Source organism: Halorarum halophilum (assembly GCF_013401515.1).
In the GTDB taxonomy this organism is placed as follows: domain Archaea; phylum Halobacteriota; class Halobacteria; order Halobacteriales; family Haloferacaceae; genus Halorarum; species Halorarum halophilum.
Genome location: NZ_CP058529.1, coordinates 1,089,899 through 1,116,515, shown reverse-complemented (window position 1 = coordinate 1,116,515; position 26,617 = coordinate 1,089,899). Strand labels below are relative to the sequence as shown.

At 68.2% G+C, this 26,617-nt stretch carries 26 protein-coding genes; 8 read left to right on the top strand and 18 right to left on the bottom strand.

What is annotated here, in order from left to right; all coding sequences use genetic code 11:
• The first annotated feature begins 84 nt into the window (after positions 1 to 84).
• Positions 85 to 222, top strand: coding sequence for a DUF7503 family protein (locus HUG10_RS05860; protein ID WP_179168673.1), 138 nt, complete (start codon positions 85 to 87; stop codon positions 220 to 222).
• On the opposite strand, the gene HUG10_RS05855 is transcribed toward HUG10_RS05860, so the two are convergent.
• The 5 genes from HUG10_RS05855 to hisC form a co-directional block, all read right to left on the bottom strand.
• Entirely contained in the window at positions 185 to 2,401 is a 2,217-nt protein-coding gene (locus tag HUG10_RS05855; protein WP_179168672.1) for a hypothetical protein, read from the bottom strand. The two genes, HUG10_RS05860 and HUG10_RS05855, sit on opposite strands and share 38 nt — an antisense overlap.
• 5 nt (positions 2,402 to 2,406) lie before the next feature.
• Positions 2,407 to 3,153 (bottom strand): DUF7504 family protein, encoded by a 747-nt coding sequence (locus HUG10_RS05850; protein WP_179168671.1) that lies wholly within the window; start codon positions 3,151 to 3,153, stop codon positions 2,407 to 2,409.
• Positions 3,154 to 3,235: 82 nt separating this feature from the next.
• Positions 3,236 to 3,841: a CDP-alcohol phosphatidyltransferase family protein gene (locus tag HUG10_RS05845; protein ID WP_179168670.1), complete on the bottom strand. Its 606-nt coding sequence runs from the start codon at positions 3,839 to 3,841 to the stop codon at positions 3,236 to 3,238.
• Complete coding sequence (locus HUG10_RS05840; protein ID WP_179168669.1) at positions 3,838 to 4,335, bottom strand: adenylate kinase family protein; 498 nt, start codon at positions 4,333 to 4,335, stop codon at positions 3,838 to 3,840. The genes HUG10_RS05845 and HUG10_RS05840 overlap by 4 nt, the downstream gene beginning before the upstream one ends.
• On the bottom strand, positions 4,332 to 5,492 hold the full coding sequence (gene hisC, locus HUG10_RS05835; RefSeq protein WP_179168668.1) for a histidinol-phosphate transaminase: 1,161 nt from the start codon (positions 5,490 to 5,492) through the stop codon (positions 4,332 to 4,334). Before hisC ends, HUG10_RS05840 begins: the two co-directional genes overlap by 4 nt.
• A gap of 240 nt (positions 5,493 to 5,732) precedes the next feature.
• On the opposite strand from hisC, the gene HUG10_RS05830 reads away from it, so the two are divergent.
• On the top strand, positions 5,733 to 7,214 hold the full coding sequence (locus HUG10_RS05830; protein ID WP_179168667.1) for a S8 family peptidase: 1,482 nt from the start codon (positions 5,733 to 5,735) through the stop codon (positions 7,212 to 7,214).
• 93 nt (positions 7,215 to 7,307) lie between these two features.
• Here HUG10_RS05830 and HUG10_RS05825 read toward each other — a convergent pair whose 3' ends face one another.
• Positions 7,308 to 7,589, bottom strand: coding sequence for a hypothetical protein (locus HUG10_RS05825; protein ID WP_179168666.1), 282 nt, complete (start codon positions 7,587 to 7,589; stop codon positions 7,308 to 7,310).
• A complete protein-coding gene (locus tag HUG10_RS05820) occupies positions 7,586 to 9,394 on the bottom strand; it encodes an ATP-binding protein (RefSeq protein WP_179168665.1) in 1,809 nt (602 codons plus the stop codon). Before HUG10_RS05820 ends, HUG10_RS05825 begins: the two co-directional genes overlap by 4 nt.
• Before the next feature lie 175 nt (positions 9,395 to 9,569).
• Here HUG10_RS05820 and HUG10_RS21620 point away from each other — a divergent pair, with 175 nt between their 5' ends.
• Entirely contained in the window at positions 9,570 to 9,707 is a 138-nt protein-coding gene (locus HUG10_RS21620; protein ID WP_218780650.1) for a hypothetical protein, read from the top strand.
• Positions 9,708 to 9,727: 20 nt separating this feature from the next.
• The gene (locus tag HUG10_RS05815; protein ID WP_218780649.1) at positions 9,728 to 10,441 is read left to right on the top strand and encodes a halocarboxylic acid dehydrogenase DehI family protein; all 714 of its coding nucleotides are present in this window, start codon (positions 9,728 to 9,730) and stop codon (positions 10,439 to 10,441) included.
• A 75-nt stretch (positions 10,442 to 10,516) separates the two neighbouring features.
• Here the strand turns inward: HUG10_RS05815 and dinB are convergent, their stop codons facing one another.
• A complete protein-coding gene (gene dinB, locus HUG10_RS05810) occupies positions 10,517 to 11,977 on the bottom strand; it encodes a DNA polymerase IV (protein ID WP_179168664.1) in 1,461 nt (486 codons plus the stop codon).
• A 168-nt stretch (positions 11,978 to 12,145) separates the two neighbouring features.
• On the opposite strand from dinB, the gene HUG10_RS05805 reads away from it, so the two are divergent.
• Positions 12,146 to 12,982, top strand: a complete 837-nt coding sequence (locus HUG10_RS05805) for a DUF7847 domain-containing protein (protein ID WP_179168663.1) — start codon at positions 12,146 to 12,148, stop codon at positions 12,980 to 12,982.
• A gap of 188 nt (positions 12,983 to 13,170) precedes the next feature.
• On the opposite strand, the gene HUG10_RS22260 is transcribed toward HUG10_RS05805, so the two are convergent.
• The 4 genes from HUG10_RS22260 to HUG10_RS05790 all read right to left on the bottom strand — a co-directional run bounded on the left by HUG10_RS22260 (position 13,171) and on the right by HUG10_RS05790 (position 16,820).
• Positions 13,171 to 13,368: a DUF7835 family putative zinc beta-ribbon protein gene (locus tag HUG10_RS22260; protein ID WP_449272358.1), complete on the bottom strand. Its 198-nt coding sequence runs from the start codon at positions 13,366 to 13,368 to the stop codon at positions 13,171 to 13,173.
• A 67-nt stretch (positions 13,369 to 13,435) separates the two neighbouring features.
• Positions 13,436 to 13,864, bottom strand: coding sequence for an HTH-type transcriptional regulator LrpA1 (gene lrpA1, locus HUG10_RS05800; RefSeq protein ID WP_179168662.1), 429 nt, complete (start codon positions 13,862 to 13,864; stop codon positions 13,436 to 13,438).
• Positions 13,865 to 13,988: 124 nt separating this feature from the next.
• Positions 13,989 to 14,927, bottom strand: coding sequence for a thiamine pyrophosphate-dependent enzyme (locus tag HUG10_RS05795; protein WP_179168661.1), 939 nt, complete (start codon positions 14,925 to 14,927; stop codon positions 13,989 to 13,991).
• A 3-nt stretch (positions 14,928 to 14,930) separates the two neighbouring features.
• On the bottom strand, positions 14,931 to 16,820 hold the full coding sequence (locus HUG10_RS05790; RefSeq protein ID WP_179168660.1) for a 2-oxoacid:acceptor oxidoreductase subunit alpha: 1,890 nt from the start codon (positions 16,818 to 16,820) through the stop codon (positions 14,931 to 14,933).
• Between the two features lie 134 nt (positions 16,821 to 16,954).
• On the opposite strand from HUG10_RS05790, the gene HUG10_RS05785 reads away from it, so the two are divergent.
• The gene (locus HUG10_RS05785) at positions 16,955 to 17,503 is read left to right on the top strand and encodes a hypothetical protein (protein WP_179168659.1); all 549 of its coding nucleotides are present in this window, start codon (positions 16,955 to 16,957) and stop codon (positions 17,501 to 17,503) included.
• Positions 17,496 to 17,789: a hypothetical protein gene (locus HUG10_RS05780; RefSeq protein ID WP_179168658.1), complete on the top strand. Its 294-nt coding sequence runs from the start codon at positions 17,496 to 17,498 to the stop codon at positions 17,787 to 17,789. Before HUG10_RS05785 ends, HUG10_RS05780 begins: the two co-directional genes overlap by 8 nt.
• 23 nt (positions 17,790 to 17,812) lie before the next feature.
• Here HUG10_RS05780 and aroC read toward each other — a convergent pair whose 3' ends face one another.
• From aroC to HUG10_RS05765, 3 genes are all read right to left on the bottom strand, one after another.
• Entirely contained in the window at positions 17,813 to 19,000 is a 1,188-nt protein-coding gene (gene aroC, locus HUG10_RS05775) for a chorismate synthase (protein WP_179168657.1), read from the bottom strand.
• A gap of 63 nt (positions 19,001 to 19,063) precedes the next feature.
• Positions 19,064 to 20,464 carry a cytochrome P450 gene (locus tag HUG10_RS05770; RefSeq protein WP_179168656.1) on the bottom strand — a complete coding sequence of 467 codons (1,401 nt, stop codon included), beginning with the start codon at positions 20,462 to 20,464 and terminating at the stop codon, positions 19,064 to 19,066.
• Positions 20,465 to 20,576: 112 nt separating this feature from the next.
• A complete protein-coding gene (locus tag HUG10_RS05765) occupies positions 20,577 to 22,697 on the bottom strand; it encodes a PAS domain-containing sensor histidine kinase (RefSeq protein WP_179168655.1) in 2,121 nt (706 codons plus the stop codon).
• 244 nt (positions 22,698 to 22,941) lie between these two features.
• On the opposite strand from HUG10_RS05765, the gene HUG10_RS05760 reads away from it, so the two are divergent.
• The gene (locus tag HUG10_RS05760; protein WP_179168654.1) at positions 22,942 to 23,391 is read left to right on the top strand and encodes a hypothetical protein; all 450 of its coding nucleotides are present in this window, start codon (positions 22,942 to 22,944) and stop codon (positions 23,389 to 23,391) included.
• Between the two features lie 91 nt (positions 23,392 to 23,482).
• Here HUG10_RS05760 and HUG10_RS05755 read toward each other — a convergent pair whose 3' ends face one another.
• From HUG10_RS05755 to HUG10_RS05745, 3 genes are all read right to left on the bottom strand, one after another.
• Positions 23,483 to 24,652: an iron-containing alcohol dehydrogenase family protein gene (locus HUG10_RS05755; RefSeq protein WP_179168653.1), complete on the bottom strand. Its 1,170-nt coding sequence runs from the start codon at positions 24,650 to 24,652 to the stop codon at positions 23,483 to 23,485.
• Between the two features lie 63 nt (positions 24,653 to 24,715).
• Positions 24,716 to 26,008, bottom strand: coding sequence for a 3-phosphoshikimate 1-carboxyvinyltransferase (gene aroA, locus HUG10_RS05750; RefSeq protein ID WP_179168652.1), 1,293 nt, complete (start codon positions 26,006 to 26,008; stop codon positions 24,716 to 24,718).
• 81 nt (positions 26,009 to 26,089) lie between these two features.
• Positions 26,090 to 26,494, bottom strand: coding sequence for a HalOD1 output domain-containing protein (locus HUG10_RS05745; protein WP_179168651.1), 405 nt, complete (start codon positions 26,492 to 26,494; stop codon positions 26,090 to 26,092).
• Between the last annotated feature and the right edge of the window lie 123 nt (positions 26,495 to 26,617).

Sequence of the window (26,617 nt, the reverse complement as noted above, 5' to 3'; positions counted from 1 at the left end):
CCGGAAACTGGTGTTCCTTTTACACGATGCGTATCAGAATTTTTCAAATAGATTCAGTATAAAACGAACAGATGTTGGCCGTGTATGTCCGATACAAACGCGATGGCGGAGTTCCTGGCGGAGCACCCGAAGATGGTCGGCGCGCTGTTCACGATGACGCTACTGCTGTCGCAGGCGGGGAGCGTTATCGCCGGTCCGGGGACTGCGACTGCGGGTCCATAGCGTCGAAGAGTTCGGTAGCTGTCAACTCGGTAGACCAGTAGATTCGGCCAGCCGCGGATAGGGGGAACGACCCGAAGCTGAGCATGTTTTCGAGATCCGTCTTCGTCACACGGAGCTGTCCACACTGCCCGGACCCGACGTGCTGACGTTGAGAATCAGCGAAGACGACCCCCGACATCGAGCCGATTTCGAACGCGGACGTGGGATATCTCCACACGTCGAACTCTATCGCGTCGTCTTCCGGTTCGGAGATCGCATCGACCACGATCGGAGTTCCACTCGCACACTGACACAGCTGCACCCGGGGGTCACCGACGATCGTGTACGAGCTACCGGCGAACGGCCCGCGACCGACGACGTCCAGAGCGGCGTCCAGCGGGAACCCGGCGTCGAACAGGCGGGCCAGGTCACGGCCGACCCGCGTCGCGAGCGAGTTCGGCAGTTCGGTGAGCGAGACGACGCCCCCGAGCGCGCCGGCCTCGACGAGCGCCATCCCCTGCCGGTAGGACGTGCAGGCGTTCAGCAGGAACGCGTCGACGCCCGTGTCCGACTGGCTCCGCAGGTCGAGGAAGCCGTCAGTACACTCCACGCCACGTTGGTCGACGTGGCCGATGTAGTGGAGGAAGTCGTGCTCCCCCCGGAGGAGCTCGCGCAGTTCCTCCACCGTCAGGCCGTCCTTCTGGGTCACCTCGAACACGACGTGGTCGCGGAAGCCGTACACGTCGTCCGCCTCCTCGGTCATCCGCTTGTCGTTGCAGACGACGGTGACGTCGATGGTGAGGTCCGCGGACGGCGTCCGATCGAGCCGCCGCCGGTAGGCCGCAACCGTGGGTTTCGCGGCGCGCATGGGGTAGCCGGGACCCACCCACGCGAGTGACGTGCTCTCTGCCGGGCGGGGCGAGACCACTGCCTCGTCCTCCTCGGTCACGTTCTGGGTCGGGCTCCGGAACGTGTCGGGGGGCGCCGCGTCGCCCGAACCGGCCCGTTCCGCGCCCCTGGTGAACGCCGTCGACCGCTCGTTCCGGACGAACTCGTCGAGGGGGGTCGACCCGCCACCGTTCGGTACCGTCGGCGTGGGCGGCGGCGAGCGAACGGTCGACAGATCGGCAGCGAGGAACGGGAGGATCGACGCGTTCTCGGCGACCGGCTTCACGTCCGTCGTCTGCGGCCAGCCGATCTCGCCCTCCGTCGCCGCCAGTGGGACGTCCAGGTACGCCGCCGTCCGGTCCGCGAGGTCCATCTCGTACCACTCCGACCACGGCGGGTCCAGCCGCGCCGTGAGGGACTCGTGGACCTGCAGGTCGACGTCGTATAACCCGGCCGAGCACGCTCGGGTCGCACAGTCGAGGGTGAAACAGTGCCTCAGGAGCCGCCCGAGTTCGGCCGCCAGGTCCTCGTGTTCCGTCGGGAGCCGGTAGCTTCGCCCGCCCGCTTCGAGGGACGGCCGGTCGCTCTCGTGGATGCTCGCACCGAGGTAGTACGCCGCCGGCGCCGCGGAGAAGAGCGGTCCGTACTCGAACGGAACGGCGAGTTCGACGCCCGTGTCGACGCGTTCGACGAGCGGCGGAACCTCGAAGTCGTCGCCGAGTTCGAGCAGCGGCGGGTGACCGCGGAGCGTCGGGAACGAGCGCTCGGGCGAGGTCGTCGCCAGGGCCGACCCGAACGTCGAGAGCCCCGCCGCGACGTCGGCGGGGTCCTCCGTCACGGTCACCGTCCCTGCCGGGGTCTCGTGGCGCGAGCGCGCCCCGATCTCGATCCGGTCAGCACCCCCGTCGAACGACACCGTCGGGTAGCGGCCGTCGTAGCGGACGAGCGCCGGTCCCTCGAGCGAGAGGTACGTCTTCACCGGCGCGGTGGACAGTTCGAGGACGTGCCGACCGGGGGGAACCGTGGCGGTGCTGTCGGCCGTCGCCGTCGCGACGACGGCGTTGTCCGGCGTACGAACGTACACGTCTGCGGTACAGAGCGGCGTGATGCTCCCCGCGGTGATCCGCCAGCGGGCGTCGACGGGGGTGGGATAGCTCCCGTCGGAGTCGATCCGGCTCGGACAGCCCGTCACGTCGTCGACCCGCAGCGGCATGCGGACCTCCTCGATGTGGTCCGCGATCTCGTAGTCCGCCGGGCCGTCGACCGAGACGAGGGTCAGCGGCTCTACCGGGCGTTCGCGCGGTTCGCTCACGCTGGTCACCCGAGCGGGTGCCAGTCGGTCGACCCCCAGCCGTCGATGTGCCAGCGCTCCTCCGGGACGACCGCCCGGTCCCGGAGCCTGAGTTCGACGACGACGTCCAGCTGTTCGCCGAGCTGGGTCGCAACCGCGTCGACCGTCGAGTCCGACCGGGGGTCGCCCTCCTCCGCGGGGCGGCGCGGGAGGTGGAAGTGTGCCATCCCGCCGCGCTCGCGCGTCGTCGTCGCTGCGTCCCGGAGGAGTCGCCCCGCGTCCTCCGCACCGAGCGCCGCACGGAGCCCGTCGACGCGGAACAGGCCCACCCGGAGGGCCATCCCGTCGGGGCCCTCCTCGTCTCCCACGTCGACGATCGCCTCGAGGAACCGCCGACGGAACGAATCGTCCACCCCCGGCGAGAAGCCGCCGTCACCCGCCGGCGATTCGTCGACGGCCGCCGGGTCCCGCAGCGCGTCGTCCATGCAGACGATCTCGGCGTGGTCGTCCTCGCCGTTCACGGCGCCCGGAAGCCACGCGTCCGGTCGGGGCGTGTCGTGTGTCAGCCCCAGCACCCGGCGGCGTTCGTTCGACGGGTTGCCGAAGTACCGCGCGGCGGCGACCCGGTGTGCGTCGGTCGGCACGTCCCCCGTCACGAGCAGGCTGCACCCCTCGCCCAGTACGGCGAGCGCCTCCTGCAGCGACGGCCCGGGGCCTCGGGCGCCCGCCCCAGCCGCACCGACGCGCTTCGCGCCAGCCCGGTTTCGCTTCATGAATCTATCATCTAAGGGGGGCAACAAAAACGTTCGGCCCACTCCGCCCAGTACACCTCCGATTCCGGGGCGCACGTCGGGGTCAGTCGATATCGGACCACGCGCCCCAGAACCGCTGGAGTGCGGTGAGGTGGCCGACGACCGCGAGGAGGCCGAGCAGTAGCGCGACGACGCCGTAGTCGGCGACGAGCGCGCCGGGGACCACGGCGGCGACGACGCCGACGATGCCGACCAGCGCGAGTCGGTCCGCGCGTCCGAGCAGGCCGCCGTACTCCCGCCCGATGCCGACCGCCTGGATCTGCGTGCCGAGGTACGACGTCATCAGCACGCCGGTAACGGCGGCGAGTCCGAGCCCGTACCGCTCGATGCCGGCCGCGAGGCCGACGAGTATCACGATGTCGGCGTAGCGGTCGAGCACGTGGTCGAGCAGGTCGCCGCCGGAGGAGGCCACGCCCTGCTCCCGGGCCAGCGCGCCGTCCACGAGGTCGAGCCATCCGTTGAGCAGCACGAGCACCGATCCGGCGACGTACCAGATCGGCTCGGCGATCCCGAACGCGACGCCCGCGGCGACCGCGAACAGGAAGGCGACGACGCTCACGCCGTCGGGAGAGAGGCCGAGCGCGTCGGCGACGCGAACGAACGGCGAGAGGCCGCGGTCGGCGACGTGGCGGAACTGGTCGAGCGTCATCGGTACGCGAGGAAGTCGACCTCGCCGGCGGAGGGTTCGCGCTCTCCGGCCGCGACCGCGGCCAGTTCGGCGGCGACCTCCTCGGGGGTCCGGTCTGTCGTGTCGATCTCGTACACCGCCTCCTCGCCGTGCTCGGCGACCGCATCGCCGAGCACGACGTCGAGCGCCTCGCTCTCGCGGTTCTCCGCGGCCTTCGCCGCGGGTTCCCCGCGGTCCAGGAGGCGCCGTTCGAGTTCGTCCGGTCGGCAGCGGAGGACGGCCACCCGGTCGGCCTCGAAGTGGTGGGCGAGGTGGGACTCGAGGACGCCCTCCCAGTCGCCGAGGTGCTCGCGGCAGGCGTCGAGGTCGACGACGAGGGTGTCGCGCTCCTCGTCGCGCTCGCTCCACAGGCCCTCATCGCGGACGACGTCGTTCAGGTGGACGACCGGCAGGTCGAGCGCCTCGGTCGCGCTCGTCTTGCCCGTCCCGGGGGTGCCCGTGACCGCCAGCCTCACGGTTCCACCTCCGCCTCGGCCTCCGTCTGCTCGTTCTCCTCCCGCTCCGTCTCCCCGTCCCCCTCGCCGCTCGCCTCGGAGTTCACCTCGGCGACGACCTCGTTCAGCGTCTCGACCGCACGCCTCGTCTCCGCCTCGGTCCCGCAGGAGACCCGGACGCAGCCGGGGAGCCCGAACGAGGACGTGTCGCGGACGATGACGCCCCGCTCCTGGGCGCGCTCGGCGACGGCCGTCCCGTCGCCCACCTCGGCGAGCACGAAGTTACCCGCGCTCTCGAAGGTGTGGGCGTCGAGGTTCTCGGCGACGTACTCGCGAGCCCAGCGCGCCGACTCGACCGACCGCTCGACGTGTTCCTCGTCGTCGAGCGCCGCGAGGGCGGCGGCGAGGCCGACGGCGCTGGCGGCGAACGGCGTGTTCACCCGCGCGTACGCGTCGGCCCACGCCGACGGGACGACCGCGTAGCCGATGCGGAGTCCCGCAAGGCCGTACGCCTTCGAGAACGTCCGCGTGACGGCGAGGTCGTCGCGCTCGTCGAGCAACTCGACCGCCGAGGGCGACTCGGAGAACTCCGCGTACGCCTCGTCGACGACGACGAGCGTGTGGTCGTCGACACCGTCGAGCAGCGCCAGCAGTTCCTCGCGCGGGAGTTCCGAGCCTGTGGGGTTGTGTGGCGTCGTCACGTGGACGATCCGTTCGCCGTCGTAGGCCTCGAGCACGCGGTCGGCGGTCTGTGCGAAGCCGGCGTCCTTCTCGAGGGGGTACGAGGCGGCGTCGCCGTGGTGGTAGCGCGCGCTCATCGAGTAGTAGGAGAAGCCGGGTTCGGGGACGAGCACCCTGTCGCCGGGGTCGAGCATCGCGCGCGAGAGGTAGTCAAGCGCGCCGTCGGCGCCGGGGGTCACCCACACCTGCTCCGACGCGACGTCCCAGCGGTCGGCCAGTTTCTCGGTGAGGTCGGTGTGGGCGGCCTTCGGGTAGACGTGGATCGAGTCGGCGGCGCCCCGGACGGCCGCGGCGGCCTCCGGCGAGGGGCCGTGCGGGTTCTCGTTCGAGGAGAGCTTCACCAGGTCGTCGGGGTCGAGTCCCAGCTCCCTGGCCACCTCCTCGATCCCGCGCCCCGGGACGTAGGGGGCGTTCGCGGAGAGGTCTCGCGGTCGCATACGCGTGGGGAGAGGCCGGCGCTTCTTAAGGATGCTCACATGCCAGCAGTGCGAGCGAACGGAGGCTCGCGCGAGCCGATCGTCGAAATACGGCGACGAAACTGCCGCCACGTGACCTGACCGACCGTCCGGTCAGGCCACGCTACCGACGGGTCGAGTAGTTACTAGACGACTTCGTGCCGATACATGTAGTGTGGGATAAAGTTTTTTCAACACCAGCTGAGTCAGAAACAGCACTGCATGGCAGAACACAGCAGACGACGATTTCTCACGGTAGCCGGAAGCGCGCTCGCCGGGGCGACGCTCGCGAGCGGGTCGGCCGCGGGCGAGTCGGGCGAGTCGACGCGGTTCGTGATCGACCTGCGGGAGGTCGATCGGGCCGACGTCCCCGGGGACGTGGAGATAATCCACGACCTCTCGCGGATCGACCTCCTCGGCGCGCGAGGCGACCCGGACTCGGTTCCGGGGACCGCGTCGACGACCGTCGATATCGAGATGCACCGCCACGAGACCACCGGGTCCGCCCATCACGCCGACGGATCGGTCGGCGCCGAAGGGGACGACGGTCCCGTCGCGGAGGAGGACGAGGACGAGGAGGACGAGACCGCGACACCCTCCCGGCGCGACCTCCAGTGGGACAAGGCTGTCCACGAACTGGAGGCCGACGTCCACGAGTACACCCGCGGGGCGGGAAGTCGCGTCGCGGTCATCGACTCGGGCGTGTACGACGGACATCCGGACCTCGCGGACGTCGTGAACGGGGAGCTGTCGCGTAACTTCACGACCGACTCCGACGACTTCCGACCGAACGGCGCGGGGGACCACGGGACGCACGTCGCCGGTATCGTCGCGGCGACGAACGCCGCGGGCGGGACCAGCGAGGGCCGCGACGGCGACGACGAACCGACGGGCGTGCTCGGGACCGCACCCGAGACCGACTTGCTCTCGCTCCGAGTGTTCTCGGACACCGGCGGCGCGACGTTCACCGACACCGTCGCGGCCATCCTGTACGCCGCCGACGTGGGCTGTGACGCCGCGAACCTCAGCCTCGGCTACCCCGTCCCGTACATCGACCCCGAGGAGTACCCCGAGCTGCTGACCATCGCGGAGTACTACGAGCGCGGCGTCGCCTACGCCCGCGAGCGGGGGACCGTCGTCGTGAACTCGACCGGCAACGACTCGCTCGACATGTCCCCGGAGGACGTGCTGAGCCTCCCCACCGAGGTCGATGGGATGTTCGGCGTCTCCGCGACCGGCCCCATCGGCTACCTCTGGGACGACGATATCGACGACGACATCGAGGCCGAAGAGGCGCTGGAGGACCTCCGGAGACCGACGAGCTACCCCGCGAGCTACACGAACTACGGGACCGGAACCGACGTGAGCGCCGCCGGCGGGAACTACGACCCCCGGTTCCCCGAGAACTACTTCTACGACCTCGTGTTCTCGACCATCGTCGAGGACGACGGGGCGGACCCGTCGCCGGGCTACGGCTGGAAGGGCGGGACCTCGATGGCGGCGCCGCAGGTCGCCGGTGCCGTCGCTCTCGTCAGGTCGATGTACCCCGAGGCCTCCGCCGACGAGGTGGAGGCGCTCGTCCGAGAGACGGCCGACGACCTCGGGGAGACGCTCCACGGATCGGGACACCTCGACCTGGAGGCGCTCGTCGAGGCGACGGAGGAGGCCGCAGACGAGTTCGAGGACGAGGAGGAAGCGGAATAAGAGGAAGAAGAGACGGAAGCGGAGGAGGACGACTGACGCCCCCTTCGCGAGGGTCGATTCGACGAGCAGTGACGGGGGAACGCCGTCAGGAACTCACTCTCGCGACTCGACGACGTAGTGGTCTTCGCCCTGGGCGACCAGATCCGCCGCCTCGCGGAGCTTCACGATGTACCCCGTGGGTCCCCGTTCGAGGACGTGCTCGGCCGACACCCGGACGAGGTTCCCGATCACCTGGGCGGACGGCGGTTTCTGTGCGGCCCCGCAGTCGTAGACGGTGAGCAGTTCGCCCCCGTCCTCCGCCTCGTAGACGATGACGTGCGCGTGGGGCGCGAGGTGCCACCGATCCTCGCCGGCCGACGGGAGTTTGAGGGTCATTCCGGCTCGGCCAGCTCGGCCCTGACCTCGATCTCGGCGACGACCTCGGCGAGTTCCTGCCCCTGGACGTTGCCGCCGTACACCCGGTCGACCAGGTCGGGGAGCGCGTACGCGTACTCGCCGCGGGAGCGGTGTTCGACGACGCCGGCCCGGCGGAGCGCCCTGTTCCGGCTGTATGCGTACCGGCGATCGCCCGATCCGCCGGACGCGAGGTGGGCCTCCTCGGCCGTCGCGCGGCCGGCGGTGCGGTAGTAGGCGAGCATCGCGTGGGTCACGTCGTCCAGCGACTCGATCGCCCGGGCGAACCCCTCGACGACCGCCTCGCGGCGCCTGAGTTCGGTGCCGTCGGCGAAGGAGGCCAGCCCGGACTGCTCCTCGAAGCCGGACCGGGAGCGCGCGTCCGCGATGTCGACCCCGTCGGTCGTCGGCACCTCCTCCGGCGTGGCTGCCGACACCTCCGAGTCGCTCGCGCCAACCCGCGCGTCGGCGGTCTCGCCGTCGGTTCCAGCCTCGCCCGCGGCGTTCGCCGGTTTCGAATCGGGTTCGGTCGTCTTCGCAGCGCCGTTCGTGGCTGCCCCCGCGACGACGGCTCCACCGGCCGCTTCGCTCCCGTTCGTGCTCGGCGCGGAGCCGTTGCGCTCCTCGCCGCCCCCTGTTTGGGACGACAGCGTGGCCTGTTTCGGGCCGGTCCGCCCCCGTTCGGCGTCCGCTGCCTCCCGTCCGAGGTGCCGACCGCTTCCCCCGTGGTAGGGCGCCTCGGCCTTCTGGAGCAGCGCCTGCGCGAAGGTGTCCGCCATCGAGGACATGTCCTTCGCCTCCTCGAGCTCCCGTTCGAGCTGCGAGATGCGCTGGCGCTTCTTGTCGAGTTCCTGCCGGAGGTCGGCGATCTCCGACTCGCGGCGCTCGCGCTCGTCGGTGATGCCCTGCAGTTCGGAGACGAGGTCGCCGGAGACCGACTTGAGGTCGGGCCGCTCGAAGTCCTCGAGTCCGGGCGTGGCGCCAGCGTCGAACGTCTCCTTGCGGTGGAACTGCACACGGCGAATGGACTCGGCCCAGTCGGTCATCATGAACGCCTCGCCGTCGCCCATGTCCTCGATGGCCTCGCCGTACTCGCTCCCGAGGATGCGCGAGACGACCTTGGTGTCGTTGTCCCAGGTGAGCCGGTGCCAGCAGAGCCAGTCGCACTGGGTGATGAAGTCCTTCTTCACGTCGGCCGGGCGCTGGGAGATGCCGACGATGCCGAGCCCGTGTTTCCGCCCGCGCTTGCCGATCTTGATGAGCGTCTTGCCCGTCTCGTCCATGCCGGCGCCCTCGGGGATGTACTCGTGGCACTCCTCGACGAGCATCAGGAACGGCTTCTTCAGCTTCTTCTCTTTGGCGAACAGCTGTCTGGCGGTCTCCTTGATGATCGCGGACGCCTCGTCCTCGTCGAGGTAGCCGGACACGTCGAGGATGATGGGGACGTTCTGTTCGAGCGCGAGGCTCGCGAGTTTGCTCGCGTGCTCCTCGGACACCTGGATGTCGCACTCCTCGTCGGCGCCGGCGTGGAGGATCTCGAACTCCTGTTTCAGCCCGTAGTACTCGCCGTCGGAGTCGACGATGAGCACGGGGAAGTTGTTCGAGAGGAGGTTCTCGATGACCACGCTGGCCGTGTTCGACTTCCCGCTGCCGGACTTGCCCGTGATGAACCCCCGCCCGGTCAGGATCTCGACGACGGGCAGGGAGATCGGCGTGCCGGCCGCGAGGTCGGACTCGCCGCCGGGCCCGTCGCTGACGTCCGCGACGGTGATAGTCTCCTCGCTCATTACGCCTATCGACCTGCCCTCCGGGCATAAGTCCCTCCCTCGCGTCTGACAGACGTCACGCGCCGACGCTCCGGGGAAGCGTGCTCTGCCGGATACCCCCCAGTTCGCTATCCGGCCGAACCCGACTCGCAACCTCCCGAGAAACGTTGAACAGTCAGCGTGTGCAGAGTTCACTATGGACACGAGCGCCCAGCTGTACGAGGCGGATGCGACTGGATGGTGTGAGGGGCTGTACGCCGACATCAGACAGGTCGTTCGCGCGCCGTTCGTCAACTGGATCTTCCGGACCGCGACGGCGAACCACCCCAACTGACTCGTCACCTGTGGGCGCAGGTGAAGCCGGCGTTCCAGACCCGCGCGTTTGCGGAGGCCTCGGTCGCCTACCGGGACGCAGTGCTCTCGGGACTCGACGACCTCCCCGCGTATCGACGGGGAACGCTCGATCTCCCGCCGGCCGAGGACCGCGAACTCCGCGTGCAGGTCGAGACGTTCGACGTCGTCGCCCCGCGGCTCGCGGTGCTGTTCGAACTGGTGGACCGGTCGATGAACGGCGGGGACGTCGGGTCGGCTACCCCGGACGAGCGCGCCGCGACGGCGCCGTTCCCGGGTCACCTCGACGCCGCCCGCGGCGCGGAGCCGTCGATGATCTCGGCCGAGGACGTGGCCGCGGAGGCAGCCGACGCCGTCGACGGCATCCGGTCGTTTCACGGCTTCGACGACGGGCTTCCGAGCATCTACCGGTGTCTCGCGCAGTGGCCGGGCTTCCTCGTGCGCCTCTGGGACGACCTCGAACCGAGCCTCGACTCGTCGGAGTTCGACGCTGCCGTCGATGCAGCGGACGACGTGGTCGGGAAGTACGTCGACGAACTGGCGTACCGCCCCGCGCTTTCGCCGGACGCGCTGACGGCAACAGGCTTCGATCCGGACGCGGTCGACGAGGTCGCCGGACTCTTCCGCGAGTTCAACACCGGTCCCGTCGAGACGGTGCTGCCGGCGCTCCCGGCGTTCGCCGACACGCTCGGTGTCGCGGGTGAACGGCGCATCTGACGATCCGTCACGGCCCGACGTTCCTCACTCGCCCGCGGCCGGGACCGACCCGAGCGCCCGGCGCCACTCGACCGCTCACTCGAAGTCGCCGAGCGACACCTGGCCGTCTCGGGACCGTCGGCGCGCCTCCCGTTCCTCGGCCTCCAGGACGCCCGCCTCCTCGGCCCAGTCGTCGAGGGTCCCCCCAGTCGCGGTTTCGGGGACGTCCCCCTGCTGTTCGTCGTTGCTTGTCGCCTGCGGCATCGATCCCGCCGCCTCGCTGGTCTCGGTAGCCTCGCTGACCTCGATCGATTCGACCGATCCGTCTCCGTCGACTGGGTCGGCCGACCCGCCGTCCCCTGCCGTCCGTCCGACGCCCTCGTACCCGCCGAGCGTCGCCTGTTCGCCCGCTCCGAACGACAGGTTCGAGACGCGGACGCCGAGCTTTCGGACGGTCTCGTCGGCGAACTCCGCGAGGAGGTCGAGCGCCACCTCCCGCACGAGGTCCGGGTCGTCGACCGGTCCCGAGAGCGACTCCGCGCGTGTGTTCACGTCGTACGGCGGCGTGACGGCCTTGATGCCGATGGTTCGGTACATCGCGTCCCGGGAGCGGGCGCGCTCGGCGACGTCGGCCGCGAGCGCGTGGACCACCTCCGCGTGCTCCTCGGGGTCGTCCGTCGGTTCGGCGAACGCCGACTCCCGGGAAAGGCTCTTCGGGCGCCCCGTCGGCGTCACCTCCCGGTCGTCGCGGCCGCGCGCACGGTCGTACAGCTCCCGGCCGCGGTCGCCGAACCGGTCGGTCAGGTCGTTCGGGTCCGCTTCCGCGAGGTCGCCCGCGGTCTCGATCCCGTGGTTCCCGAGTTCGCGCGCGGTCACGGGGCCAACGCCGTGGATGTCCTCGACCGGAAGCGGCGCGAGGAACGACTCGATCTCGCCCGGGCGGACGACGGTGAGGCCGTCGGGCTTGTCGAAGTCGGACGCGATCTTCGCGGTCGCCATGTTCGGCGCGACGCCGACGCTCGCGACCACGCCGACCTCCCGGTCGATGCGACCCTTCACGTGACGGGCGAACCCCTCGGCGAGCGTCCGGTCCCCATTCGGCGCGTCGGTCCAGGCGGTCCGTTCGGTGACGTCGAGGTACGCCTCGTCGATGCTCACCTCCCGGACCACGTCCGCGCAGTCGTGGAGCACCTCCTTCACCGCCGCCGCGACCGACTTGTAGAACTCCATGTTCACCGGTCGGTAGAACCCCGCCTCCGCCGGGTCCGGGGCGTCGGGGTCGTCGGCGTCCGCGTCGACCATCCGGGGAAGCCGTTCCAACGCGCCCGAGATCGGCTGGGCGGACTCGACACCGAACTCTCGGGCCTCGTAGCTCGCGGTGGCCACGGCGCCGATAGTCTCGCCCGCCTCGTATCCCATGCCCACGACCACCGGTTCGCCCCGGAGCGCCGGTTCGCGCAGGCGCTCGCACGAGGCGTAGAAGCAGTCCATGTCCACGTGCAGCACCACGCGCTCCCCGCCGTCGTCGGTCGGCGCACCGGGGAGCGTCCCGTCCATACGTCTTGGTTGTCACCTGCCCATGCTTAAGCTTCGCCACGTGGGGCGGAAGTGGTTCGGGACGAAGGCAGTTCGCGCCAGCGTCCGGTACCCCCTGCCTACCTGGGCGTTCGCGGGGGGGCCTGTCGGTCCAGCGGTATTTATGTCGTCGCGCGGAGAGCATCCGATATGGCCCTCCTTCACGCCTTCAGAGCGTCGCTCGGTGCTATCGGGCGGAATCCCGCGATCCTCCTCGTCACCGGGCTCATCGCGCTGGTCCAGCTTCCGCAACTCGTCGCACAGACGTTCAGCCCCGTCGTCGGGGCGGTCGTCTCGATCGTCTTCTCGCTCGTGTACGTCGTCGCGATCCCGTACGTCCAGGGCGGGCTGATCGGGATGGCCGACGAGGCGCTGGACGGCCGGACGAGCCTCGGAACGTTCCATCGGGCGGGAACCGAGCACTACGTGTCCGTCCTCGTCGCGTACCTGCTCGTGCTCGCAGTGAACCTCGTCGTCGGTGGAGGGTTGTTCTTCGTCGGCTTCATCGCGCTGGTGTTCGCGCTCGGCGCGAATCTAAGCACGGCCGCCATGATCGGCATCGGCGTCGTCGCGGTCGCCCTCCTCGTCGTCTACGTCGTCGCCTTCGCGTTCGTGCAGTTCTACGGGCAGGCGATCGTCCTCGAGGACCTCGGCGGCGTCGACGGGCTGAAGCGGAGCATCGGAACCGTCAGGGCGAACCTGCTCCCGGTGTTCCTCTACACCGTCGTCGTCGGCGTGATCGGCGGGGTTTTCGGCCTGATCGCGGGGGCCTCCTCGTTGCTCACCTCCCCGCAGTCCACGCCCGGCCTCCCGCTGCCCGACCCGTCCCTCCCGCTCGTCGTCGGCGCCTCGGTCGTCATGATCGTCTCGACGACGCTGTTCACCGCCCTCTTCCTCACCTTCTCCGTCGCGTTCTACCGCGACCTGCGGGCGGGGGAGACGGCCGGGAGCGCCGGTCGCGACGGCGCGGCGAGTCCATCGCTGTAGGGACGTCCCGTTTCGAGTGACTCCGAGGTTCCCGTCACGATACTCCCTCACCAGCGACGGCTAGCCGCAGTCTACTTCACTTTACTCGAAAGGTCAGTCGAACCTCGAGGTCACAAGAAACAGACCGACGCGCCGAGCGCTCGCTCGCGGCTCATCGGCTCCGAGAGAGGGTTGACCCCTCGCTGAGGTCAGCGATCGTTCATCCGAGTCGCGACCTCGTACCCGCAGCGGGTACAGGTCGCGACGCGGTAGGGCTCCCGTGAGAACGCCTCGTTCTCCCCGGAGCCCTCCGTCCGGATCTCGATACCGACCTGGTGAGGAGTGTCCGTCCCGCACTGCTCACACGATTCGGTCAACGTCCCGTCATCGCGTAGCGCGTGTGACACGGTCTTGAACCCTTTTCGACCTACAGCGGCGGACGTAATAAGAGCAGGTGGTCCGGGAAGACGCCGCCTACTTCAGCCGTTCCTGGAGCACCGACGGGTGTGCGGCCGTGACCCCCTCGACCGCGCCGATCTCCTCGCTGATCACCCGGCCGAGTTCGTCGCCGTCAGCCGAGCGCACCTCGGCCATGAACATGTGGTCCCCGGAGGAGGTGTACAGCGACTCGACGGCGTCGATGTCCTTCAGCTCTCGCGTCGCCTCCACGTAGCGCTCGCTGTCCACGTCGATGCCGACGAGCGCGATGGTCCTGCCGGAGAGCTTCTTCGGGTCCACGTCCGCGGAGTAGCCGACGATGACGCCGTCGTCCTCGAGCTGGTTGATGTACTTGCGGACCGTGGGCTTGGACACCCCCGCCCTGTCGGCGATCTCGGCGTAGGAGGCCTGCGCATCCTGCTCCAGGACTTCGAGGATGCGGTCGGCCGTGGAGGTCGTACTCATTACCACCTACTTTTGCGTCGATGAAAAAAGACCTTCCGAATCGGAAAGCCGTTCTTCACGTCCCCGATGGGTGTGAAGAGAAGCGCTCCGGACGGGTGAGGAGTGCTCCCGAGGGCCGGAGGCGTTAGCGGTGTTTGTCGATGAAGTTGTCGTACGAGCGCTCCCACTCGTAGTCGTCGTCGAAGTAGCGCTCCGCGAGCGGCTCCTCGGGAAGCTCGCCGAGTTCGCGCTTCTCCTCCTGGTAGGACGGCCGGTCGTCCTCGCGGTAGTAGATGCCCGTGAGGACCTCGCCCTCGTACAGCTTGTCCTCGGTCTGGCGCATCAACTCCTGGGCGTCGGCCCGGTTCGTCGGGTCGAAGTCGTAGTCCTCGGAGTCGTTGATGTCCGTGTAGGGGACGTACTGGCGCGCGTCCTTGTTCCACGTCGGACACTGGGTGAGGAAGTCGACGTGCGCGAAGCCGTCGTGCTCCATCGCCTCGACGAGGATGTCCCGCGCCTGGTTCGGGTTCACCGCGGCCGTCCGGGCCACGAACGACGCGCCCGAGGTGAGCGCGAGCGACAGCGGCCGGATCGGCGTCTTGGCGGACCCGTGGGGCTGGGTCTTCGACTTGTGACCCTTCGGGCTCGTGGGTGAGGTCTGGCCCTTGGTGAGCCCGAAGATCTCGTTGTTGAACACGATGTAGGTCATGTCGTGGTTCTCCCGGGCGGTGTGCATGAAGTGGTTCCCGCCGATGCCGTAGCCGTCGCCGTCGCCGCCGGCGGCGATGACCTCCAGCTCGGGGTTCGCCAGCGCGGCCGCACGGGCTACGGGCAGCGAGCGCCCGTGGATCGTGTGGAACCCGTAGCTGTCGAGGTAGCTGTTCAACTTGCCCGAGCAGCCGATCCCCGTCACGAGCAGCGTCTCGTCGGGGGTGCGGCCGATCTCGGGCAGCGCCTGTTTCAGGGACTTGAGTACGCCGAAGTCACCGCAGCCCGGACACCACGTCGCCTGGGGCTCGATGGCCGGGGTGTACTCGTCCCGGTCGATATCTCGTTCCTCGCCGATCGCACTGAATGCGCTCATTGGTCAGTCACCTGCCGCGGGCACGAACTTGGTCTCGGGACCGGGGAGCTCCCCGTCCTCGACGATGCTGGTCTCGAAGCCCTCGACGATCTCGGCGGGCTCGAAGGGGTTGCCGTTGTACTTCAGCAGCGAGTGCAGCTTCTCGCCGTAGCGGCCCAACTCCTTCTGGGTCAGCCCGCGGAACTGCGCGGAGGCGTTCATCTCCACGACGAGCACCTCGTCGACGCTCTCGACGAAGGCCTCGACGTCGTCGACCGGGAACGGCGCGAGTTCGCCGACGGACAGCATCCGCACGGAGGTGCCGTTCTCGTTGAGCCGGTCGACTGCCTCCTCGACGGTGCCCTGCTGGCTCCCGAACGTGAGGATGCCGTACTCGGTATCCTCGGGACCGTAGCGCCTGAGCAGCGACCGCTCGTCCAGGTCCGCACGGATCGCGTCCATCTTCTGGAACCGGCGGTTCACCTGCGCGATGCGGTTGTCGGGGTCCTCGCTGATGTGGCCCTCGGGGTTGTGCTCGTTGCCGGTGACGAGGTGGCGTCCACCCTTCTGCCCCGGGATGGAGCGGGGCGAGACGCCGTCCTCGACGTCGTGCTGGAAGCGGTGGAACTTCCCCTCGGTGTGGGGTTCGTTCGCGATCTCCTGCTCGGTGAGCGTCTTGCCCATCGAGGGGTTCGGGTCGCGGTCGAAGTGCGAGGCCGGGACGTTCGTCAGTTCGCCCGACAACTTCTGGTCGTACAGCACGATGGACGGGATCTGGTAGTCGTACGCCAGCCGGAACGCGGTCCGGGAGTGGTCGTACGCCTCCTGCACCGTTCCCGGTGCGAGCACGACGCGATGGGAGTCACCCTGCGACGTGTACAGGACGTGCTCGAGGTCTGCCTGCTCTGGCTTCGTCGGCATCCCCGTCGAGGGGCCGGCGCGCATGGCCTCGACGAGCACGACTGGCGTCTCCGACATCTCCGCGAGCCCGAGCGGCTCGGACATCAGCGCGAAGCCGCCGCCGGAGGAGCCGGACATCGCCTTCGTCCCCGCGTGGGAGGCGCCGACCGCGAGCGCGGCCGCGGCGATCTCGTCCTCCACCTGCTCGGAGATCCCCCCGAGTTCGGGGAGGTTCTGGGTCATGATGGTGAACACCTCGGTCCACGGCGTCATGGGGTAGCCGGCGATGAACCGGCAGCCCTCGTCGATGGCGCCGTAGGCGATTGCGTCCGACCCGGACATGAGGAGCTGTTCCTCCTCGTGTTCGCCCTCGGGCACGCTGATGTCCGGGGCGTCCACGTCGTACTCCTCGGACACCTGTTCGTAGGCGGTCTCGAGGATCTCGAGGTTCGGCTCGAGGATCTTGTCCGGCATCGCGTCGGTCATCAGCTCCTCGATCCACTCGAGTTCGATTCCGGTGATGGCGCAGGTGGCGCCGACCCCGGCGGTGTTCCGCATGACCTCGCGCCCCTGCTCGCGAGCGAGACCGCGGAGGTCGAGCGGGAACACGTGCCAGTCGTTCTCCTCGGCGCGCTCCTCGAAGTCGGGGATGTCGGACGCGTCGAGCAGCCCCTCGTCGTAGATGATGACGCCGCCCTCGCGGAGTTCGTCCAGGTTCTCCGAGAGCGGTTTTACCTCCTCGTTGCCGTAGTACGCCTCCTCCTGCGGGTTGCGGGCGAACGAGTCGCCTAGCGCAAGGAGGAAGTTGTACCCGTCACCGCGGGACTTCACCGGGTCGGCCGAGGCGCGCACCTCGACGTAGGTGTGGCCGCCCCGGATCCGCGACGGATAGTGACGGTGCGTGAATACGTGGAGCCCCGCACGCATCAGGGCTTTCGCGAAGTTCTGGCTCGTCGAGGCGATGCCGTCTCCGGATCCGCCCGCGATTCGCCAGATGAGTTCATCGTCTGCCATAGTGATCTGGGCCCTCCAGAGGCCTAGTGTTCGTGACTAGCTTTGCCCCAGTGAAATGCCTTGCTATGGGTTCGCAAGGAACGTTCGTGAGGGATTGGGGTCAGATTCATAAGGTAACAAGAGAATGCCAGATTATGCTGCAATCTTTCATAGAATTGATTAATGGGAATGGGGTCACTGGAACGATTGGCATTCTACTTGGAATTGTTGTCTCTGTTGCAATATATGAGTACAAAAGGTATCGGAATAATCAATCTAGAGCCTCTGATAACGTCACTGAGTGGTATGATGAAGCTAAAAATTTGGTTTCGCGGGTAACAGTGGAAGGGATTCGACAGACTCAGTCCTATTCTCTTGATCCTGATGAAATCAGTGATACGATTACACCCTTGGCAAATAGATTATTTACTCATGCAAAAACCGCACCCGATGGAGTAGATTCGCAATCAATTGAATTACTAGAGGCTTTGGCTGAAGTTTGTATCCGAACTCGTATTTTCGCTGAAATTGCTTGTGATGACGAGAAATCTCTCCTGAATTTCGTCTCGAAAAAGGTACAGCGTGGAGAAGTTGAAGATGTAGATTTAGATGAGATGACCAAATTTCTCGCGGAAGTTGACGCTGAGGATGTGAATATCCCTAGCCTTGATTTGGAAGAGGATCACATTAATCTAGATGCCTGAGGACTTTGTCTCAGATTTGGATACAAAAGTTATCCAAGAGAACGAGGAAGCGTTTGAAAAAGTAGTTGGTTCAATTAATATAGGGGACTTTTTTCAGAATGCTGCTGAAAGTGATTTCGACTTCATAGAGATTGCAAAATCATTCGATGGTGACTTACTATCGCAATCTTTTGAGGATGAATTCATAAACAATTACGAAAGGAAACTTGCCCGCCAATTTCTTGAGGTGAGTTTTTATCGACACCTGCGATTTAGTCTTCACGCAGCTAGATGGAATAAAAATTAATGTAATTCACAGGAGCTCAAACGCTATTCGTTCTCAGGACTACTCGGGTGGTAGTCCGTATCGTACTCCCCGACCTTCCCGTCCAGCCGATCGGGATTGATCCGTCCACCGAGCAGCATGAAGTCCAACACCGTACACCACAGCACCGCCTCGACCACCGGCACGCCGCGCGGCGGGAGCACCGGATCGTGGCGACCGACGACCTGGATCTCCTTCTCCTCGCCCGTCTCCCAGTCGACGGTCGTCTGCGTCTTCGGGATCGACGTCGGGGCGTGGAACGACACCTCGCCGTAGATCGGTTCGCCGGTGGTGATGCCGCCCTGGAGGCCGCCGTGGTCGTTGCCGACCGGGACCGGCTCGCCCTCCTCGCTGACGGTCTCCTCGTTCGCGTTGCCCTCGTCGAACTCCCAGTTCTCGTTCCGGTCGTGGCCCGTCACCTCGCGGGCGTCGCGGCCGAGTCCGAACTCGAACGCGGTCGTCGCCGGAACGGCCATCATCATCCGACCGAGGCGGGACGGGATCGAGTCGAACCGCGGCGCGCCGAGCCCACGCGGGACGCCGCGGGTCTCGAAGTAGATGGCGCCGCCGATGGAGTCCCCTGCCTGCTGGTACTCGTCGATGCGGTCCCGCATCCGTTCTGCCGTCTCGGGGTGGCCACACCGGACCTCGTTCTCCTCCGAGTGCTCCAGCATCTCGTCGAAGGACACCTCCGGCGCCTCGATGTCGCCGATCTGGTTCACGTGGGCCTTGATCTCGACGTCGTACTCGCTCTGATCGAGGACTGCCTTGGCGACGGCGCCCGCAGCGACCCAGTTCACCGTCTCGCGCGCGGAGGAGCGACCCCCGCCGCCCCAGTTCCGCGTGCCGAACTTGGCCGAGTAGGTGAAGTCGCCGTGTGAGGGGCGGGGGGCGGTGACGAACGGCTCGTACTTGCCCGACCTGGCGTCCTTGTTCTGGATGACCATTCCGACGGGCGTGCCGGTGGTGTAGCCATCCTGGAGCCCGGAGTTGATCTCGACCGCGTCGGGTTCGTCGCGGCTCGTCGTGATCATCGACTGGCCGGGCTTCCGGCGATCCAGTTCGTGCTGGACCGTCTCCTCGTCCAGTTCGACGCCCGCTGGCACCCCCGACACCGTACACCCCATCGCGTCGCCGTGGCTCTCCCCGTAGGTGGTGACCCGGAAGAGCCGGCCGAACTCGTTCCCGTTCATGCCCGGAGGGTGGGCGACTCGGCGTATAAAGTCCGGCGAAGGTGGCGGGAACCGCGAGGTCGGTCACTCCTCGGCCGGGACGTTCCCGTCAGCGCGGTCGCCGTGGGTCGCCGCCTCGCCGTCGGCTCGCTCGTGTATTCGCATCCGAACCGGGTTCTTCGGCCGCGAGGTGATGCTCGCCAGCAGGTCGAGGTCGGCCGGTTCGACGAGTTCGAGGCGGTACTCCTGCAGCATCGTCGCCAGCACGAGCTTCGCCTCGAGCATCGCGAACCGGTCGCCGATACACCGACGCGGTCCGGCGGAGAAGGGGAAGTAGCCGAGGCGGGGGAGGTCGGCCTCCATCTCGTCGGTCCAGCGCTCGGGCCGGAACGACTCCGGATCGTCGTAGATGTCGCCGTCGCGGTGGACGACCCACTGGCTGATGGACAGCGTCGAACCGGCGGGGATCCGAACGCCGCCCAGCGTCACGTCCTCGGTCGGCTCCCGGAGGATACCGTGTACGGGCGGGAGCACACGCATCGACTCCGTGACGACCTTCTCCAGGTAGGACAACTCCCCGACGTCGGCCAGCGTCGGCCGGTCGCCGCCGAGTACGTCGTCGAGTTCGCCGAGGAGTTCTCGCTCCACCTCCGGATGACGGGCGAGCAGGTGGAGGGTGAACGTGAGCGCCAGTGCGGTCGTCTCGTGGCCCGCGAGCAGCAGCGTCTTCACCTCGTCGCGGATCTGCTCGTCGCTCATCCCCTCACCAGACTCGTCCTCCGCGCGGAGGAGCGCCGACACCACGTCCTCGCCCGGGTCGGCGCGCTTCTCCGCGATGATCTCGTCGACGATCCGGTCCAGCGTTGCGACGGCCTCGTCGACGGCCTGTCGCTCGGGCGTCGGCACCCAGGCTGGCAGGAGATCGACCAGCGACCCGACCGACGCCTCCATCACGGTGTCGAGCACGGCGCCGACGGCCGGGGTGCGGTCGCGGATGTCCACGCCCATGAGCGCCGTGGCGACGATGTCGAGCGTCAGCGCCATCATCTCCCCGTGAACGTCCCGCACCTCGCCGTCGCGCCAGCCGGCGGTCGCGTCTGCCGTGCTCTCGGTCATCATCCCGGCGTACTCCGCGATACGGTCGGGGGTGAACGCCGGCTGGATGAGGTGACGCTGTCGGCGCCAGAACTCCCCCTCGCTGTTGAGGAGCCCGTTGCCGAGCACGGGCCCGAGCGACTGCTGGAACAGGTCGCCCTTCACGTACCGCTGGTTGTCGTGGACGAGCACCTGTTCGACGAGTGCCGGGTCGGTGACGAGGAACACGTCCGTGCCGAGCACCGTGTACCTGGCCAGCCCGCCGTACTCGTCCGCGACGCGCTCCCGGAAGCCGAAGGAGTCGCGCCGGAGGTCCAGAAACGAGCCCAGGAAGGGGATCCCGTCGGGCCCCCCGACGCTCTCGGGCGGCCGCGCGCTCTCGTGACTCATGCTCGACCGTACGCCGTCGGCCCGGAAAGCCGTTCGTCAACCCCGAGTTCGTTTCGCGCGGTTTCTCCCATCGCTCGCAGAATCCATCATCAGCGGGCACCCGCGGGATCGATCACAGCGGGCGGAACTCCAGCCGCGCACCGCCGTCCGCGCCCTCGCCTGCCTCGACCGTCCAGCCGTGTGCCTCCGCGATCTCGGCGACGATCGCCAGGCCGAACCCGGTCCCGTTCTCCCGCGTGGTGAACCGGTTCTCGAACACCCTGTCGTAGTGGTCGGGCGGGATGCCGACGCCGTCGTCCTCCATGTAGAACCCGCCGTCCTCGAGCGGTCTGACGCGGATCGTGACGTCGTTCCCCCCGTGCTCGACGCTGTTCCCGAAACAGTTCTCGAACAGCTGCGTGAGTCGGTTCCGGTTTCCCTCTATCTCCGGGAGTGACTCGTGTTCGAGGACGGCGTCGCGCGTGTCTACGTGCGCCCAGGCCTGCCGGACGACCTCGTCGAGTTCAACCGGCTCCGACGGCTCGTCGTCCGCGTTCCGTGCCAGCGTGAGGAGCTCCCCGACGAGCCCGTCCATCCGGTCGAGCGCGCCCTGGACCCGTCCGAAGTGCTCCGGGTCGCCGGTCTCCTCGGCCAGTTCGAGGAACCCCTCGGCGACCGAGAGGGGGTTCCGGAGGTCGTGTGCGACGACGTCCGCGAAGCGGTCGAGCCGCTCGTTCTGGCGCTCGAGTCGCGCCTCGCGGTCGCTCCGGACGAGCGCAGCCTCGACGGCCGCCGCGAGCGTTCGGAACATGTCGACGGTCGCCTCGTCGAACGACCGCTCCGTCAGCGACCCGGTTATCATCACCCCCTGTTCGCCCAGCGGCGCGATGAGCTCCGACCGGACGGGCGTCTCGGCGTTGTATCGACGCTCGGCCTCGTGGACGTGACTGTAGATCCGGTACTCGCCGGATTCGAACGCCTCCCACGCGAGCCCGGATCCGGCGGGGAACACCGGCGGCCCGCCGAACGCCTCCTCGGTATCGGGGCTCCCGGCGAGCGGGACGAGGGCGTCCCGGTCGGCGTCGTACCGCCAGACGGCGGTCAGTTCCAGGTCGAGCACGTCGACGGCGGCCGTGACGGCCTCGCGTGCGACCTCCTCGGTAGACGAGGCCAGGTTCAGCGAGTTGCTCACCTCCTGGAGCGCGCGGAGCTGTCGCTCCCGACGCTTCCGCTCGGTGACGTCCTCGAGTATCGCGATGACCTCCGTCCTCGAGTTCTCCTCCGCGTCGTCGTAGGTGAACGGAGCCGTCGACAGCCTGAGTTCGAGCTCCCGGCCGTCCTTCGTCACCCGCGTCACCTCCCGTCCACGGATCGGTTCCCCCGTGAGCGCTTGCTGGAGGTTCGCCTCGAAGGCCTCGCGACTCCCCTCCGGGACGATGGGGTGGTACCGGCCGACCGCCTCGTCGGCCGTCCAGCCGAACGTCTCCTCCGCTGCCCCGTTCCAGAGGGTGACGGTGCCGCCGTCGTCGAGCGCGACGACGCTCAACGGCATCGCATCGACGACGACGGCGAGCCAGTCGTCCGGACGCCCGCCGATCCCAGTGGGTCTCTCCGCGGCCTCGTCCGCGGGTCGAAGAGCGTCTCGAACGCGGACGTGGATTTCGATCCCGTCCCCCTCGGGGTAGACGTGGCACTCGACCGGCGTGCCGTCCGTCGGCCACTCGACGTCGACCGTCCGCTCCTCACCGGTGGCCATCGCGTCCTCCAGCGTCGCCTCCAGTTCGTCCCCGACTGCCTCAGGGAGCACGTGTTGTAGGGGCGTTCCCAGCGCGGACGCCGCCGGGACGTCGGTCAACTCGACAACCTGCCGGTTCCAGATCGTGACGCGCCAGTCCTCGTCGACCGTCCAAACGGCCTCGGACACGCGTTCGAGCGCACGTCGGGCACCTGGGAGGGACCCGTCCGACACCGCTCGCACTCGACGACACGTCTCGGCTCCGTCGGCGTCGGGTTCGGACCAGAGTACCGGGAGGCCCGGCGCAACGTCCGCGACGCGTCCGGCGAACTCGGTCACGTCCGCGGCGTCGTCGGCTCGAACGACCATACAGTCGAACGTCCCTTCGCGAAGCCGCTCCTCGGTTTCGTCGTCCGTCGCGACGGGAACGAATCGGACCCCGAACTCGGCCCCCTTGGCCGGTTCGGCGTCCCCATCGGCGAGAAAGAGGGCGTGTACCGGCCGCCCCGTCGCGCTCATACCCCCTTATGCGGCACATCACGTATGTACCTCACGGAGGGGGGGCGTCGGCAGTGTCGGAGGTGACGTGGTGAATGCGGTCCTATCGCCCGGAAGGGCTCCGACGTATCCGTGTCGATGTCGATCGTGATGCAGGTTGCCGTGCGTCAGTCACCGCGAATCGACTGTTCCTCGTCTCGCCGCTGGTCCGGGGGTACGTCTCCTGAGAACGTTTTTGTGAACCGGATGCGGAACTGAACGGACGATGTACTCTACGATCACTCGGTTCTCTGGCCTCTTACTCGGAAGTAACAAGAAAACCGTTGGAGCGGCGGTGCTCGTCGCTCTCGGTGGAGCACTCGTCACGAGTCGACCACTGGTTGCACGTGATCCACCGCTGTTTGTCATCGTCCTCGCTCTGTTCTTTGCCGCCGCTGTCTTCACCTCGTCACTTGGAGGAGGACTCCCAGAATCGCTTGCCCTATTACTTGGTCCCGCTCTTGGGTTCTACTCCTACAATTGTTCGGCGTCGTGGGGTGGTGAGGAGTACATCCTCCCGTTCCCTGAGCTGCTATCCACTTGCCCAGTAGCGAACGTTCCTCCGCCAGCGCTTGGTGTGGTCGCCACTATCTCGGCAGGAATCGCGATCCCACTAGGTGTCGCATCGCTCGTGATCGGGAGACTCGTTCGTGATCGGCGCCGCGTCGATCGATGAACCCTGAGCTGGAATCCGTGTCTGCTAGCGAGGATGATTCGTCGCATCGACCGCGAGCTCGCAGTAGACCCGACCGACGTTCCTCTCCCAGCTACCAGGCCGCGTCGAGGAGCCGCCGCGCGTCCGCCTCCGTGAGTTCGTACCCTTCCGGTGCGTTCGCCAGTAATCGGTCCGTCGCCGTCACCTCGGCCGCCTCGTCCAGCCCGTCGCGGGAGGTCCCGTTCACGTCCCCGAGCCGCTCCGGGAGTCCGAGCCGGTCCCGAAGTTCGGTCACCCCGTCAACCACGCCGTCGTCGCCGTGAGCGTCGAACGCGTCGGAGAGCGCCTCGGTGTCGGCCTCGGAGTCGAGCAGGTCGTCGAGGACGTGGGGCGCCACGACGGCATGTGCGACCCCCTGCTGCATCCCGAACGCGTCCCGGAGCCCGTGGCCGAACGCGTGGACGACGTTCAGCGTCATGGCGCCCGGGCGGGAGACGCCGTACTGGGCGAGCACGATGCCGGCGACGGCGCGGTCCATGGCCGCCTCGGAGTCGAACATGGAGGGGAGCCCGTCGAGGAGGAAGCGGACCGCCCGGGTCGCCGTCGCGTCCGTGATCGCCGAGCGATTCCGCGTGTAGAGCGTCTCGACTGCCTTGTCGAACCCGTTCATCGCGGAGCCGGCGAGCACGCCCCGGGGCGTCGTCTCGAACAGCGCCGGGTCGTAACAGAACGCGGCCGGCATGAGCGCCTCGCCGCCGACGCCGGTGCTGACCACCTCGTCGCCCAGATCGACGGTGATGCCGGCGATGACCGACATGTCGGCGCCGGCGAGCGTCGTGGGGACGGGGACGAGCGGCGTGAGCGCGGACTCGTCGTCCGGCATCGAGATACCGCCCGTCTCGCGCACCTCCGACCGGACGTCGGCGACGCCCCTGCCGTCCGCCCGGAGCGCGCTCGCCACCGTCGCCACGTCGAGGCTGGACCCGCCGCCGACCGGGACGAATGCGTCCGCGTCGAGTTCGTCGGCCCGCTCGGCGGCGCGGACGGCCGTCTCAGCGCGCTTGTCGGGCGTCGTCCCGTCGAACACGCCGACCAGCCTGTCGCCCAGTCCCGCCTCGACCGGGTCCATCAGGTCCCTGTTCGCCCCGACGTTCGAACCGCAGACGACGAGCGCCCGGTCGAGCCCCTCGTCCGCGAGCGCCGCGCCGAGGTCGGCGACGCGGCCCCGGCCGTAGTGGATCGCTCCCGGCTGGAAGTCGAAGGTGAAGGGATCGGTGTCCATACGCCACGTCTCGGGCGGGATCCCGAAAACGATGCTGGGTGGGAACGCGAGGGGGAGGGTCGGTTACTCCACTCCGACCGAGGCGCCGAGGTCCTCCAGGGTGTCGAAGAACCCCGGGAAGGAGACCTCCACGTGTTCGGCGCCCCGGACGGTCGTCTCGCCGTCGGCGACGAGGCCGGCGACGGCGAGCGCCATCACGAGGCGGTGGTCCCCGCGCCCGTCGACGGTCGCGCCCCGGAGGTCCGTCCGATCGCCGTGGACGGCGAGCGAGTCGGGTTCCTCCGTCACCGACGCGCCCATCGACTCGAGCTCCTCGGCCATCGCGCTCACCCGGTCGGTCTCCTTGTAGCGGACGTGCTCGGCGTTCACGATTCGGGTGTCGCCGTCGGCGACCGCGCCGAGGACCGCGATCGTCGGGAGGAGGTCCGGCGTGTCGCCAACGTCGACCTCGACGCCGGAGAGGTGCGACCGGGAGACGGTGATCTCGCCCGCCTCGCGGTCCCAGTCGACGTCGGCGCCCATCCGCTCGAGGATCTCCACGATCGCGGAATCACCCTGCGCGCTCGGTCGGGCGCCCTCCACGACGACCGCCTCGCCGTCGGCGGCCGCGACGGCGCCGGCGGCGAGCAGGTAGGACATCGAGGAGAAGTCGCCGGGGACCGCGTACTCGTCGGCGCGGTAGGACTGGTCGCCGGGGACACGGAACCCCGCGTCGGTTCGCTCGGTCTCGACGTCGAAGTCGGCCAGCACCTCGCGGGTGATCTCGACGTACGGCGCCGACTTGAGTTCGGTCTCGAGTTCCACGGCGACGCCCTCGTCGGTCACGGCGCCGGCCATGAGAAGCGCGGTGACGAACTGCGAGGAGACGTCGCCGGGGATGGCGACGGTCCCCCCGGTCATTCCGTCGCCGACGACGAGCGGCGCCCGCCCGTTTCGCCGGGTCGACTCGGCCCGGCCGCCCAGCGACTCGACGGCGTCGAGGAGCGGCCCCTGCGGTCGGGAGCGGAGCGACGAGTCGCCCGTGAACACGACGAGGTCCTCGGCGAGGCCGGCGGCGGCGGTAACCAGCCGCATCGTCGTCCCGGAGTTCCCGCAGTCGACGACGTCCTCGGGCGTCCCGGGCCGGCCGTCGAACCCCTCGACGCGGGCGACGTTCGCATCGTCGTCCCACTCGACAGCGCCGCCGAAGGCAGTCACGGCCCGGCCGGTCGCTCTCGGGTCAGCGCTGTCGAGTGGGTCGCTGACGACGGTTCCGTCGCCGTAGCCCGCGGCGAGGAGTGCCCGGTGCGTGTAACTCTTCGACGGCGGTGCGCGCGCCCGTCCCCGAACCCGGGACGGAGTAACGTGTGCGTCCATGTGGCGTGGCACCGCTCCCGCCGGCAAGTGTGTACCGATGGCGGCGACGTCTCCGGCCACGCGTGGACGCGGCGTTCCGGGTCACAAGGTGGTCGAACTGACCCGACCGTTCGCTCCGATATCGGCCTCCTCAGCCACCGGTTCGCCGACCGTGATCGTCCCTTCCGTGTCGACGCTGATATCCCGCTCGTAGTAGCGGAAACTGACGCTCGCCTCGTTTCCGACCCGGCTCGCGCCGGACGAGAGGAGCGCGTCGAGCGCCTCCAGGTCGACGCTCTCCCCGAGGGAGACGAGATCCTCCGGCGCCTCGTCGAGCAGGAGCGACATCGCGCCGATCACGGCGATGGACGGGGGAACCGTCTGCTCGTCGTATCGCGCCTCGTAGCTGTTGGTCTTCGGCCGGTACTCGAACTCCGCGAACGAACAGAGCCCGAACCCGGAAGCGTCGTCGGTATCATCGGTTGGCCCGCGTTGATGCTGGTCCATCCTAACGCCAGTGACGGGGACGCGGCGTATCCGTGTGGCCACTGACTATGTAGTTCACTTTTCCCTCCGTGCTCCCGTTCGAACGTGCTCCCCACAGCCCGGATCCGAAATCACGGACACAGC